This window comes from Pseudomonas sp. DrBHI1, assembly GCF_002205115.1.
GTDB classification, from domain to species: domain Bacteria; phylum Pseudomonadota; class Gammaproteobacteria; order Pseudomonadales; family Pseudomonadaceae; genus Aquipseudomonas; species Aquipseudomonas mosselii.
The window spans coordinates 1-14,021 of sequence record NZ_NIBE01000135.1 but is presented as its reverse complement, the minus strand read 5'-3'; the positions used below and the strand labels follow the sequence as shown (position 1 = coordinate 14,021).

Annotated in this window: 10 protein-coding genes; 3 read left to right on the top strand and 7 right to left on the bottom strand. The window is 64.2% G+C overall.

The features are described 5' to 3' along the window. Nucleotides 1–196: 196 nt before the first annotated feature. The 7 genes from CC207_RS24890 to CC207_RS24860 form a co-directional block, all read right to left on the bottom strand. Nucleotides 197–1,681 (bottom strand): efflux transporter outer membrane subunit, encoded by a 1,485-nt coding sequence (locus CC207_RS24890; RefSeq protein ID WP_088852927.1) that lies wholly within the window; start codon nt 1,679–1,681, stop codon nt 197–199. After that, nucleotides 1,678–4,788 carry a multidrug efflux RND transporter permease subunit gene (locus CC207_RS24885; RefSeq protein ID WP_028692159.1) on the bottom strand — a complete coding sequence of 1,037 codons (3,111 nt, stop codon included), beginning with the start codon at nt 4,786–4,788 and terminating at the stop codon, nt 1,678–1,680. The genes CC207_RS24890 and CC207_RS24885 overlap by 4 nt, the downstream gene beginning before the upstream one ends. Continuing rightward, entirely contained in the window at nt 4,785–7,883 is a 3,099-nt protein-coding gene (locus CC207_RS24880) for an MdtB/MuxB family multidrug efflux RND transporter permease subunit (protein ID WP_028692158.1), read from the bottom strand. The genes CC207_RS24885 and CC207_RS24880 overlap by 4 nt, the downstream gene beginning before the upstream one ends. Then, nucleotides 7,880–9,166, bottom strand: a complete 1,287-nt coding sequence (locus tag CC207_RS24875; protein ID WP_088852926.1) for an MdtA/MuxA family multidrug efflux RND transporter periplasmic adaptor subunit — start codon at nt 9,164–9,166, stop codon at nt 7,880–7,882. Before CC207_RS24875 ends, CC207_RS24880 begins: the two co-directional genes overlap by 4 nt. Nucleotides 9,167–9,368: 202 nt before the next feature. Beyond that, nucleotides 9,369–9,869, bottom strand: coding sequence for a thiol peroxidase (gene tpx / locus CC207_RS24870; RefSeq protein ID WP_028692156.1), 501 nt, complete (start codon nt 9,867–9,869; stop codon nt 9,369–9,371). A 165-nt stretch (nt 9,870–10,034) separates the two neighbouring features. Next, complete coding sequence (locus tag CC207_RS24865) at nt 10,035–11,315, bottom strand: serine/threonine transporter (RefSeq protein ID WP_028692155.1); 1,281 nt, start codon at nt 11,313–11,315, stop codon at nt 10,035–10,037. Nucleotides 11,316–11,512: 197 nt separating this feature from the next. After that, the gene (locus CC207_RS24860) at nt 11,513–12,709 is read right to left on the bottom strand and encodes an amino acid aminotransferase (protein WP_028692154.1); all 1,197 of its coding nucleotides are present in this window, start codon (nt 12,707–12,709) and stop codon (nt 11,513–11,515) included. Nucleotides 12,710–12,946: 237 nt separating this feature from the next. Between CC207_RS24860 and CC207_RS24855 the strand changes: the two genes are divergently transcribed. The 3 genes from CC207_RS24855 to CC207_RS24845 all read left to right on the top strand — a co-directional run. Next, nucleotides 12,947–13,444, top strand: a complete 498-nt coding sequence (locus tag CC207_RS24855; RefSeq protein ID WP_062363054.1) for a hypothetical protein — start codon at nt 12,947–12,949, stop codon at nt 13,442–13,444. Between the two features lie 15 nt (nt 13,445–13,459). Further along, nucleotides 13,460–13,705, top strand: a complete 246-nt coding sequence (locus tag CC207_RS24850; RefSeq protein WP_028692152.1) for a hypothetical protein — start codon at nt 13,460–13,462, stop codon at nt 13,703–13,705. An 11-nt stretch (nt 13,706–13,716) separates the two neighbouring features. Next, a partial coding sequence (locus CC207_RS24845; RefSeq protein ID WP_143496174.1) for a hypothetical protein occupies nt 13,717–14,021 on the top strand: 305 nt, incomplete at its 3' end.

The window sequence follows — 14,021 nt, the reverse complement described above, 5'->3', positions numbered from 1 at the left end:
AGGGGCCGGATGAATGAGCGCGCGGTTTTGCTTACTTTTGCCAAGACAAAAGTAAGTCGCCGCAAGGCGAAACAGCGATATAAGCGTCGACGCTGCCAATGAATGCGCGCACAACCTTCAAACAACGTAAAACCAAAAACCAAAAACCAAAAACCAAAAACCAAAAACTAACAACTAACAGAACATTCCAAAAACTTTACTCAACTACCAAATCCCGCCCAACATCCCACCCTCCCCCAAGCGCCGCAATCAACTGCACACTCGCCACCAACCGCCCCTGCAACAACGTCAACACACTCCGCTCGTTGCTAAGCGCCGTCGTCTGCACATTGACCACATCCAGATACCCGATCAACCCCGCCTTGTACTGGTTCTCGGTCAACCGCAACGACTCCCGCGCCGCGTCCAGCGCCTCCTGCCGCACCACCGCCTCGTCCCCGTACACCTTGAGCTGCACCAGATAGTTCTCGACCTCCTTGAACCCGTCGAGCACCGTCTGCCGATACTGCGCCACGGTCTGGTCGTACACCGCCACCGTCCGGTCAACCTCGGCACTGCGCTTGCCGGCGTCGAACAGCGTCAGCGCCAGCTGCGGCCCGACCGACCAGTAACGGTTGGGCAACTCGATCCAGTTGTTGAAACTACTGCTGGAATACCCCCCGTTCATGCTCAAGGACAGATCCGGGAAATACGCCGCCCGCGACACACCGATATTCGAGTTGGCCGCCATGACCTTGCGCTCGGCCGAGGCGATGTCGGGACGCCGCTCGAGCAGCTGCGACGGCAGCGACAGCGGCACCTGCGGCAACGCCGGAATATCATCGCTCGCCGCCAGGGCAAAGTCGGCCGGCGCCTTGCCCATCAGCACGGCGATGGCGTTCTCGTACTGCGCCCGCTGCCAGGCCAGGTCGATCAGGTCGGCCTGGGTGCTCTTGAGCTGGGTACGCGCCTGGGCCACGGCATCCGGCCCGGCAACTCCGGCGCGGTACTGGTTCTCGTTCATCTTCAGCGACCGCTCATAGGCCGCCACGGTGGCCTCGAGCAGGCGCTTCTGCGCGTCGATCACCCGCAGTTGCAGGTAGTTCTGAACCAGTTCCGACTGCTGACTCAGGCGAATGGCCGCCATGTCGGCCAGGCTGGCCTCGGCGCTGGACTCGTTGGCGTTCACGGTTTCACGCAACTTGCCCCACAGGTCGATCTCCCAGCTCACCCCGAGCTGCGCGTTGTAGGTATCGCGGATGCCGCTGCTGTTGTTCGACAGGCTGGAGCTGGAACTACCGGTGCCCTGGGCCGAACGGTTCTTGCTGGTGGTCAGGTTCAGCGAAGGGAACAGCGAGGCACGGCTACTGCGCACCAGCGCCTGGGCCTGACGGTACTGCGCCTCGTACTGTGCCACCGTCTGGTTGCTGCGGTTGAGCTCCTCAACCAGGGCGTCGAGCTGCTTGTCGCCATAGATCTCCCACCACGCCCCCCGAGCGATGGCATCAGACGGATTGGCCTGGGTCCAGCCCTCGGCCTGCTTGAACTGCGCCGGGGTACTGACCTCGGGGCGGAGGTAGTCCGGGCTCAGGGTACAGGCGCTGAGCATGGCCACGCACAACCCGGCGCTGACCAGGCGCGAGCCGCGTCCCTGGGTCAGCAGCTTGAGGGCACGGTGGATTCGGGTGTGGGCAAAGTTCATAGCGGGTTATCCAGGGCAGCGTCGGTGCGCACGCCGCGCCAGCGGTTGAACCGGTGGCGCAGGCGATCAAGGTACAGGTAAACCACAGGTGTGGTGTAAAGGGTGAGGATCTGGCTGAACACCAGGCCGCCGATGATGGTCAGGCCCAGGGGCTGGCGCATCTCGGCGCCCTCGGCGCGGCTGAGCAGCAGCGGCAGCGCGCCGAGGATCGCGGCCAGGGTGGTCATCAGGATCGGCCGTAGGCGCAGCAGGCAAGCGCGGCGGATCGACTCCTCCGGCGACAGGCCTTCATGGCGCTCCAGTTGCAGGGCCAGGTCGATCATCAAGATGGCGTTCTTCTTCACCACGCCGATCAGCAGGAACAGCCCCAGCAACGAGATCAGGCTGAACTCGCCACCGGTCAGGTACAGCGCCAGCAACGCGCCGACCCCGGCCGAGGGCAGCGTGGAAAGGATCGTCAGTGGGTGGATGTAGCTCTCGTAGAGGATGCCGAGCACCAGGTACACCAGCACCAGGGCGCCAAGGATCATCAGCGGCTGGCCTTCGGTGGTCTTGGTGAAGGCGTCGGCGTCGCCGCCGAGCTTGGCGATCACCGACTCGGGCAGGCCGAGCTTGGCCACCGCGCGCTCCAGCGCGGCCATGGCCTGGTCGGGGCTGTAGCCTTCGGCGACATCGAACGAGATGTCCTCGGAGGCGAACTGCCCTTCGTGGCTGACGCGGTCGTTGGCCAGGCTGTTCTCGTAGCGGGCGAAGGTGGACAGCGGCACCCGGGCACCGTCGGCGGTGATCACCTGCACCTGCTCCAGGGTGCTTGGGTCCCAGGCGTATTTCGGGTTGATCTCCAATACCACCTGGTACTGGTTGAGGCTGTCGTAGATGGTCGAGATCTGCCGCTGGCTGTAGGCGTTGTTCAGCACCGCGGTGACCATGTCCATGTCGATGCCCAGGCGCTTGGCCTGGTCACGGTCGACCACCAGGGTCACCTGCTGGGTGCCGGCGCCGTCGCGGGCGTCGATGGCGGTCAGCTCGGGCAGCTTGCGCAGCTCGGCGGCCACCTTCGGGAACCACTCGCGCAGGGCGGCCAGATCGCCGCTCTGCAGGGTGTAGAGGTACTGCGAGGTGCTCTGGTCGCGGCCGCCGCCGCCCAGTTGCAGGTCCTGGTCGGCCATCAGGTACAGGCGCCCACCAGGGATCTTCGGCAGGTCCTTGCGCAGGCGGTCGATCACCTTCTGCGCGTTCTCCTTGCGCTCGGCGATCGGCTTCAGGCGCACCAGCACGAAGGCGTTGTTGGTGCCGCTGTTGCCGCCGATGAAACCGGCGACGCTCTCCACCGCCGGGTCCTTGAGCAAGGCGCGGCGGTAGATCTCCATCTTCGGCTGCATCACGGTGAACGACAGGCCGTCATCGCCACGGATGAAGCCTTGCAGCTGGCCGGTGTCCTGCTGCGGCATCAGGGTCTTGGGCACTACCACGTACAGGGCGATATTCAGGCCGATGGTGGCCAGCAGGCTGAGCAGGGTCAGGCGCTTGTGCCGCAGCGCCCAGCCCAGGCTCTTGTCGTAGCCGGCGACCATGCGCTGGTGAATGTGGTCGCTCCAACGCTGCAGGCGAGTCTGCTGCTGCGGGCCATGGACCTTGAGCCAGCGCGAGCAGAGCATCGGCGTCAGTGTCAGCGACACCACCAGCGACACGACAATCGCCGCGGCCAGGGTGATCGAGAACTCCTTGAACAGCCCGCGCACGATGCCGCCCATGAACAGGATGGAGACGAACACCGCCACCAGCGAGACGTTCATCGACAGCAGGGTGAACCCCACCTCCTGCGCGCCCTTGTAGGCGGCGCGCATGGGGTTTTCGCCGTTCTCGATATGCCGCGAAATGTTCTCCAGTACCACGATGGCGTCGTCCACCACCAAGCCGGTGGCGAGGATCAGCGCCATCAGCGACAGGTTGTTCAGCGAGAACCCGCACAGGTACATGACCGCGAAGGTGCCCACCAGCGAAACCGGCACCGCCAAGCTCGGGATCAGCGAGGCACGCAGGTTGCCGAGGAACAGGTAAACCACCAGGATCACCAGTACCACGGCGATCAGCAAGGTGTGCTCGGCCTCCTTGAGGGTGGCCTTGATCACCGGCGAGCGGTCCATGGCCACATTGAGCTTGACGCTGGCCGGCAGGAGCGACTGCAAGGCCGGCAACTCGGCCTTGATCTGCTCGACGGTCTGGATGATGTTGGCGTTGGTCTGGCGGTTGACCACCAGCAGCACCGCGCTCTCGTCGTTGAAGAATCCGCTGTTATAGCGGTTCTCCACGCCATCGCTGACCTTGGCCACATCGGACAGGCGCAGGATCGCGCCGTTCTGCTGGCGGATCACCAGCGGCTTGTAGTCCTCGGCGGTTTCCAACTGATCATTGGCGCGCACCTGCCAGTTGCGTTCGCGGTCTTCGACGAAGCCCATGGGCCGGCGTTGGTTGGCGTTGGCCACCGCATTGCGCACGTCGTCCAGCGACAGGCCGTACTGGTTGAGCAGCTGCGGTTCGAGCTCGATGCGCACCGCCGGCAGCGAGCTGCCGCCGATCTGTACCTCCCCTACTCCGCTGACCTGCGCCAGGCTCTGGGAGAGGATGGTGTCGGCCAGGTCATAGAGCTTGCCCTTGGACAGCACGTCCGAGGTCAGCGACAGCACCATGATCGGCGCCTGGGACGGGTTGATCTTCTTGTAGGTGGGCATGCTGCGCATGCCGCTGGGCAGCAGGTTGCGGGTGGCGTTGATCGCCGCCTGCACCTCACGCGCCGCGCCGTCTATGTCGCGGCCCAGCTCGAAGCCGATGATCACCCGGGTCGAGCCCTGGTTGGAGCTGCTGGTCAGCGTGGTGACGCCGGCAATGGCGCCGAGCTTACGCTCCAGCGGCGTGGCCACGGTGGAGGCCATGACCTCAGGGCTGGCGCCGGGCAGGCTGGCCTGCACCACAATTACCGGGAAGTCCATCTGCGGCAGCGGCGACACCGGCAGCAGGCCGAAACTCACACCACCCAGCAACATGATCGCCAGGCTCAGCAGCATGGTGGCTACCGGCCGTCGAATGAAGGGTCCGGACAGGTTCATGCTTCAGCCTGCCGCGCATCGTCAGCCGGGCGCCAGCGACGCGCCAGACGGTCGAAGTACAGGTAGATGACCGGCGTGGTGAACAAGGTCAGCACTTGGCTGACCAACAGGCCGCCGACCATCACCAGGCCCAGCGGCTGGCGCAGCTCGGCGCCGGAACCGGTGGCGAGCATCAGCGGTACGGCGCCGAACAGCGCGGCCAGGGTGGTCATCAGGATCGGCCGGAAGCGCAGCAGCGCCGCCTGGTAGATCGCGTCACGCGGGCTCATGCCCTGGTGTCGCTCAGCCTCCAGGGCGAAGTCGATCATCATGATCGCGTTCTTCTTGACGATGCCGATCAGCAGGATGATGCCGATGATCGCGATCATGCCCAGGTCGTTGCCGCTCAGCAGGAGCGCCAACAAGGCCCCCACCGCCGCCGACGGCAGCGTGGAAAGGATGGTCACCGGGTGGATGTAGCTCTCGTAAAGCACGCCCAGCACGATGTACATGGTCACCACCGCGGCCAGGATCAGCAGCAAGGTGCTCGACAGCGAGGCCTGGAACGCCTCGGCGGCGCCCTGGAAGCGGGTCTGCACGCCGATCGGCATGCCGATGTCCTGCTGCACCTGCTCGATCACCTTGACCGCCTCGCCCAGGGAGGCGCCATGGGCCAGGTTGAACGACATCATCACCGCCGGGAACTGGCCGATGTGCGAGATGGCCAGCTGGGCCTGGCGCTGCTCGATGCGCGCCAGGGCCGACAGGCGCACCTGGCCGCCGTCGGTGGCCTTGACGTGGATCGACTCCAGGGCCTGCGGGCCGAGGCTGGCGGCAGTCTGCGACTGCAGCACCACGCGGTACTGGCTGGCCTGGGTGTAGATGGTCGAGATCTGCCGCTGGCCGAAGGCGTCGTACAGCGCGTTGGTGATCTGCGCCACAGTGATGCCCAGACGACTGGCCATGTCGCGGTCGATCACCAGGAATACCTGCAGGCCCTGGTCCTGCAGGTCGCTGGCCACATCCTGCAGCTCGGGGCGGTCCTTGAGCGCCTGCACCAGCTTGCCGCTCCACTCGGCGAGCATGTCGGCATCCGGCGAGCTCAGGCTGAACTGGTACTGGGTGCGGCTGACCCGGTCCTCGATGCTCAGGTCCTGCACCGGCTGCATGAACAGGCGAATGCCGACCAGCTTGTCGAGCTGTGGCTGCAGGCGGTTGATCACCTCGGAGGCGGTGACGTCGCGCTCGCCGTGGGGCTTGAGGTTGATCAGCAGGCGGCCGCTGTTGAGGGTGGCATTGTCGCCATCCACGCCGATGTAGGAAGACAGGCTCTGCACCGCCGGATCCTGCAGGATCACCTTGGCCAGGGATTGTTGGCGCTCGCTCATGGCGGCGAACGAGGTCGATTGCGGCGCTTCGGAAATACCCTGGATGACCCCGGTGTCCTGGGCCGGGAAGAAGCCCTTGGGCACCATCATGTACAGCACCACGGTCAGCGCCAGGGTGGCAACGGCCACCAGCAGGGTTAGCGGCTGGCGCTGCAACACCCAGGTCAGGGCGGTGCCGTAGTGCTTGATCAGCCAGTCGATCCAGGCACCGCTGGCGCGGTAGAAGCGGCTTTGTTCCTCTTCCATGGGCTCGCGCTTGAGCAGGCGCGCGCACATCATCGGCGTCAGGGTCAGCGACACCACCAGGGAAATCAGGATGGCCACCGCCAGGGTGATGGCGAACTCACGGAACAAGCGCCCGACCACATCGGCCATGAACAACAGCGGAATCAGCACGGCGATCAACGAGAAGGTCAGCGAGATCAGGGTGAAGCCGATCTGCTTCGCGCCCTTGAGCGCGGCCTGCATGGGTGTTTCGCCCTCCTCGATGTGCCGGGAGATGTTCTCCAGCATGACGATGGCATCGTCCACCACGAAGCCGGTGGCGATGGTCAGGGCCATCAAGGTGAGGTTGTTGACCGAGAAACCGGCCAGGTACATCACCCCGAAGGTGCCGATAAGCGACAGCGGAACGGCGATGGAGGGAATGATGGTGGCGCTGAAACGGCGCAGGAAAACGAAGGTGACCATCACCACCAGGGCGATGGCGAACAGCAGCTCGTGCTGCACATCGCGCACGGCGGCGCGGATGGTCTGGGTGCGGTCGGTGAGCACGCTGACATCCAGGCCCGCCGGCAGGTTGTCGGTGATTGACGGCAGCAGTTCCTTGATCCGGTCGACCACCTCGATGACGTTGGCACCGGGCTGGCGCTGGATATTCAGCAGCACCGCCTCGTTCTGGTTGGCCCAGGCGGCCAGGCGTTCGTTCTCGGCGCCGTCGACGATCTCGGCGACGTCCTTCAGGCGCAGTGGCGCGCCATTGCTGTACTTGAGGATGAGGTTGGCGTATTCCTCGGGGGAGCGCAGCTGGTCGTTGGCGTCGAGCATCGACACCCGGGTCGGGCCGTCGAAGTTGCCCTTGGGCTGGTTGACGTTGGAGGCGCCGATCAGGGTGCGCACGTCGTCCAGGTTGAGACCGTTAGCGGCCAGGGCGTCGACGTTGACCTTGATCCGCACAGCTTGGCGCTGCCCGCCGGCGATGCTGACCATGCCGACGCCGCTGATCTGGGCGATCTTCTGCGCCACGCGGGTGTCGACCAGGTCATTGAGCTTGGGCAGCGGCATGGTCTTCGAGGAAATGGCCAGGGTCAGCACCGGCGTGTCGGCCGGGTTGACCTTGTTGTACACCGGCGGCGCCGGCAGGTCGTTGGGCAGCAGGTTGCTGGCGGCGTTGATCGCGGCCTGCACCTGCTGCTCGGCGACATCCATGTTCATGTCGAGGTTGAAGCGCAGGGTCAGCACCGAGGCGCCGCCGGAGCTGGTGGAGGCCATCTGTTCCAGGCCCGGCATCTGCCCGAACTGGCGTTCCAGCGGCGCGGTGACGGCGCTGGTCATGACCTGCGGGCTGGCGCCAGGGTACAGGGTCATGACGCGGATGGTCGGGTAGTCGACCTGAGGCAAGGCCGCCACCGGCAGCAGCTTGTAGGCGATCAAGCCGGCCAGGACGATGGCCAGCATGCTCAGCGTGGTGGCGACCGGCCGCAGGATGAACAGGCGCGAGAGGTTCATGCGCCCGCCTTGGTGCCTGGTTCACCGGTCTGGGCCGAGCCCTTGGCGCCCTGCCCCTGCAGGTGCTGGCCGGGGGTGGTCGGAACCTGGGAGCTGTCCTCGACCACATCGACCTTGGTGCCTTCGCGCAGGCGGTCAGTGCCTTCCAGCACCAGGCGCTCGCCGGCGGCCAGGCCCTCGACGATCACCGTGTTCTCGCCATCGCTGGCGCCGACCTTGAGCTTGCGCACGTTGATGGTGTTCTCGGCGTTGACCACATAGGCGAAGGTGCCGTCGTTGCCAAACTGGATCGCCGCTGCCGGTGCCAGCACCACCTGCTTGAGGGTGTCGGCCAGCAAGCGCACGTTGACAAACTGGTTGGGGAACAGCGCGTGGTCGGTGTTCTGGAAGGTGCCCTTGAACTTCAGGGTGCCGGTGGCGACGTCGATCTGGTTGTCGAGACTGCCCAGCACACCGGTGGACTGCAGCTTCTGATCGCCCCGGTCCCAGGCCTCGACCGGCAGGCTGGCGCCGCTGCGGTAGCGGGCCAGCACGGTGTCGAGCTGGGTTTCCGGCAGGGTGAAGGCAACGCTGATCGGCTGGGTCTGGGTGATGATCACCAGCGCCGTGGTGTCGTTGGCCGCCACCAGGTTGCCCAGGTCCAGCTGGCGCAGGCCCACGCGGCCGCTGATCGGTGCGCGGATCTGGGTGAACTCGAGATTCAGGCGTGCCTCGTTGACCTGGGCCTGGTTGGTCTTGACCAGCCCCTGGAACTGACCGACCTGAGCTTCGGCGGTGTCCAGGGTCTGCTTGGCGATGCTGTCCTCGGCGTACAGGCCTTTATAGCGGGCCAGGTCGACCTGGGCATTCTTCAACTGCGCCTGATTCTGCGCCAGAGTGCCCTCGGCCTGCTGCAAGGCGATGCGGTAGGAACGTGGGTCGATCTCGGCCAGCAGATCGCCGGCCTTGACCTGCTGGCCCTCCTTGAAGTGGACCTTGACCAGCTCGCCGGCCACCCGGCTGCGCACGTTGACCGTGTTGGTCGCGGTCACGGTGCCGAGGGCCTTGTAATAAAGCGGGAAGTCTCCGACCCGCACCGGCTCGACCCGCACCGGGACCGCCTCGGTGGAGGCGCCGAAGCCCGGCCGCCCGCCCATGCCCAGGCCCTTGCCCGGACGGTGCCCGCCGCCTTCCTTGTGGACGGTCGCCGCGGGCCACAGCCACCAGGCCAGCAGGGCCACCAGCAGCAGGATCAGCAGGCCGAACAGCCAGCGACGAGGGGAACGGGAATTGGAGGCTTGCATGGGTCGAACGAACCTTGTTCAGAGAAAGACGGCGTGGAGAGCGTGAACGATAAGCACTGGCATCGTTTTAGCAAAGGGGCTTTACCAGTGCTTTACCTTCGGCTGACGTTGGCAAAGGGGTGAACTTTAAATGAAAACGGCCTGGAACTGGGTCCAGGCCGTTACCGGGTGTTACCTGGTTCGCCGGCAAGCCGGCGAACACTTACTTCAAGACAGCCAGCGCCGCCTCGTAGTTCGGCTCGTCGGCGATTTCGCCCACCAGCTCGCTGTGCAGCACCTTGTCGTTTTCATCCAGCACCACCACGGCACGGGCGGCCAGGCCGGCCAGCGGGCCATCAGCGATGGCGACGCCGTAGTTTTCCAGGAACTCGCGGCCACGCAGGGTCGACAGGTTCTTCACGTTCTCCAGGCCTTCGGCGCCGCAGAAGCGCGCCTGGGCGAACGGCAGGTCGGCAGAGATGCACAGCACCACGGTGTTGGCCACGTCATTGGCCTGGGCGTTGAACTTGCGCACCGAGGTGGCGCAGGTCGGGGTGTCGACGCTCGGGAAGATGTTCAGCACCTTGCGCTTGCCGGCGAAGTCGGCCAGCGACTTGTTCGACAGATCGCCAGCGACCAGGGAGAAGGCAGGTGCCGCGGCGCCTTGCTTCGGCAGTTCACCGCTGACCTGAACCGGGTTGCCTTTGAGAGTCACTTGAGCCATGACGGAAATCCTTATACGGGGGGTTGAAAAGGATTCAGAGTTAACCATGAAGGGGCGCAAGTGCCTATGGGTAAAGATGAAATTGCCCTACGATCGGGCAATTCCTGTAGACAAACGCCCGGGTGACTGACGTCGACCCGGGCGTTCTTCCTACGTGACAGGGGCTCAGGCCAGCAGGCCGTACACCACTGAGGTCAGGGCCACCAGGCCGACGACCACCACGAACAGGTTGGACAGCGCGCCGCTGTACTTGTGCATCGATGGCACGCGGCGGATGGCGTACATCGGCATCAGGAACAGCAACACGGCGATGATCGGGCCGCCGAGGGATTCGATCATGCCGAGGATGCTCGGGTTGAGGGTGGCGACGATCCAGCACACCACCAGCATCAGCGCGGCGACGATACGGTCCAGGGCCTTGGCGCTCGGGCGCATGCCGGCCTTGACGATCATGCCCTTGAGGCCCTCGCTGGCACCGATATAGTGGCCCAGGAACGACTTGGCAATGGCAATGAAGGCGATCAAGGGCGCGGCGAAGGCGATGGCCGGCTGCTCGAAGTGGTTGGCCAGGTACGACAGGATCGACAGATTCTGCGCCTTGGCCTCGGCCAACTGGGCGCTGCTCAGGGTCAGCACGCAGCTGAACACGAAGAACAGCACCATCAGCACCATCAGCAGGTGCGCGCGACGCAGGATCTGGCCGCTGCGCTCATCGGCATTCTCGCCGTAGCGGCGCTTCTGGTCGACGGCGAAGGCCGAGATGATCGGCGAATGGTTGAACGAGAACACCATCACCGGGATCGCCAGCCACACGGTGTGCAGGAAGGCCGAGCCCGACGGCACCTGGGCGGCGGTGTCGAGAATGCCGCCGTTCCAGTGCGGCACCAGGTACAGGGCCAGCAGCGCCAGGGCAACGATGAACGGGTAAACCAGCAGGCTCATGACCTTGACCGTGGCCTGCTCGCCGCAGCGCACGATGGCCAAGAGGCCCAGGATCAGCACAAACGACAGGATCGCCCGCGGTGGCGGCGCGATGTGCAGTTGGTGCTCCATGAAGCTGCTGACGGTGTTGGTCAGCGCCACGCTGTAGATCAGCAGGATCGGGAAGATGGCGAAGAAGTACAGGACGGTGATCAGCGCGCCGGCGGTGATGCCGAAATGCTCCTCGACCACCTCGGTGATGTCGCCGCCCTTGCTGCCGGAAAGCACGAAGCGGGTCAACCCGCGGTGGGCGAAATAGGTCATGGGGAAGGCCAGCAAGGCCAGCACCAGCAGCGGCCAGAAACCGCCAAGGCCGGCGTTGATGGGCAGGAACAGGGTTCCGGCGCCGATGGCCGTGCCGAAGAGGCCCAGCATCCAGGTGGTGTCTTGACGCGACCAGCTGCCGAGGGTGGCGGGGGTCGATTCTACAAAGCGTTGTTCAACGCTTGGGGCCTGCTCATTCATTCCGGGTGAAGCTCCACTCGCAAGACTGCAACAGGCTGAGAATGGCGAAATAGACGATTCGCCCAACTCAACCGGGGAAGAGGGGCGCGATTGTGCATGCAAAGGTTGCACTTGGGGAAGCCCCGCCCGAGGGACGGTTGCACTTGTCTTTACAAGCGGGTTGTGCTGGAGGGGGCTGCTTGGCAGCCCCTGGCAGATTACCGCTGCACGGCGGCAAACGCCTCGGCCACCTGGCGCAGGTTGGCCGGACGCAGGCCGGACATGCATACCCGGCCGCTGTCGATCAGGTAAACACCGAACTCGTCACGCAGCCGACGCACTTGCTCCACGCTGAAGCCGGTGTAGCTGAACATGCCACGCTGGCGCAGGAAGAACTGGAAGTCCTGGCCCGGCAGCAGCTCGCCGAGCAAGTCGACCAAACCTTGGCGCATGTCGAGGATACGCTTGCGCATCACCTCCACTTCCGCTGCCCACTGAGCGTTCAGCGCGGTATCGCCAAGCACCCCGGCCACCAGCTGGGCGCCGAACGCGGGCGGGCTGGAGTAGTTGCGGCGCACGGTGGCCTTGAGCTGGCCGAGCACACTGGAGGCGGTGGCGGCATCGTCGCAGACCACCGACAGCCCCCCTACCCGCTCGCCGTACAGCGAGAAGATCTTCGAGAACGAGTTGCTGACCAGGCACGGCACGCCGGCACGGGCCATCTCACGGATGGCGTAGGCGTCTTCCACCAGGCCTTCACCGAAGCCCTGGTAGGCGATGTCGAGGAACGGAATCAGCTGGCGCGCCTTGACCACTTCGACCACCTGCTGCCACTGCGGCTGGTTTAGGTCGACGCCGGTGGGGTTGTGGCAGCACGGGTGCAGCAGGACGATGCTGTTCGCCGGCAGGGTCTGCAGGGTCGCCAGCATACCGGCGAAATCGACGCCACGGCTGGCGCTGTCGAAGTACGGGTAGCTGTGCACCTTGAAGCCCGCGCCTTCGAAGATCGCCCGGTGGTTGTCCCAGGTCGGGTTGCTCACCCACACCTCGGAGCCCGGGAAGTAGCGCTTGAGGAAGTCGGCACCGACTTTCAGCGCGCCCGAGCCGCCGACGGTCTGCACGGTGGCCACGCGGCCATCGCTCACGGCCGGGTGATCTGCGCCGAACAGCAGCGCCTGGATCGCCTGGCGGTAGGCAGCCAGGCCTTCCATCGGCAGGTACAGCGAGGCTTCGTGGGGCTGGCCGGCCAGGCGCTTCTCCACCTCGCCCACCGCCGCCAGCTGCGGCACCACGCCAGCTTCGTCGTAGTACAGGCCGATACTCAGGTTGACCTTGTCGGCGCGCGGGTCGGCCTTGAAGGTTTCCATCAACGAGAGGATCGGGTCGCCGGCATAGGCATCGACATGTTTGAACACAGCGTGCAGCTCCTTGGAAATCAGGACAGTTCAGGGAAGGCTCCAGCGAGGATACCCGCAGTGGGGCGTGAGGAACATCACCGATGTGCAAGGAGTCGATGCAGGGGTGCAAGAGCGAGCGTTACGACGCAAAGACATTTCCCACATCAATTCCGGAAACGGATGAATGGGCACCCTCTGCATCGGCCTGCCATTGTCCCGCTCACACGAATTACATGTATAAAAAAAGAGGGATTGATGCAGCCGGACAGGACGTACCAAGTCATTGCCCATCATGGAATTACCTTCGATATCAGCGAGTTCACCGTCCAGCCAGGTGAGCACTGCCAATTGCGCAAGTTGGCCTTACCCTTCGTGCACAAAGGGCATTACCAAATCGTGGAGGCCGTGGCCCAACTCTATGACCGCATGCTCGCAGGCAATCTGCCATGCCAGATGAAAGTTGCAGTATCACGCCCACTCACACGTCAGCAGGGGGACGTGCTGAATGATCAACGGAGCGATGTGCTCACCCTGGTCGGAGCAGCAGTGGGTAAAGCGGCAGGAACTACCGTTGTCGGAATCGCGGGTACGATGGCCGCTGGATTAGTGGCCTCCGCTGCAGGATTTGCAGCCTCGAGGCTGGCAAAGGGAGCAATACCAACATTTCATGCCGGCGATGTTTTGGTATCGCTTCAAGCCCAGGTCAACGGGGGAATTGGCCCTCAACGTAGCGCGCTGCTGCTGATTCTCTGAGGACGGGTATACACAATGTCCTATATCTACCTGACTCTGTTTACTGCACTGACAGGCTGGTTCCTCGACTGGATCTGCAAGCCGATTCTGGTGCGCAGATGGCTCTACCTGGTTTTCCAGATCACAGGCATCACCGCTTGCACCCAACTCGGTGCCCAGGAGGTTCTTTACTGGGATGGAGGGGCATGGGGCCTGTTCTTTTCACTCGCCGGATTTCCTCTGCTGTTCGAACGCTCGAGCTGGTATGAGCGAAACCGATAGAGGAGGCATTCATGACCATGCTTTACCTGCTGATCTATCTGCCGGTCGCAATCCTTCTGTTCGACTGGCTTTGCAGGTCAGTACTGCTTCGCAGAATCCTGTGCATCGTCTTCATGGTGGCGGGCATCAGCACTTGTTCACTGCTGGGGCAACGCGAGTTCATGAATCTCGATGGTGGGCAATGGGCTCTATTCTTCGTCGTGCTCGGCACGACCCTGCTGTTTGATCGCTCGCACTTGATCGTGATCGGGATTGGGGAGCTGCGCCCCGTCCCGATCCGGATGGGGCCAATTCAGCCCGCCAACCCCCGCAACTC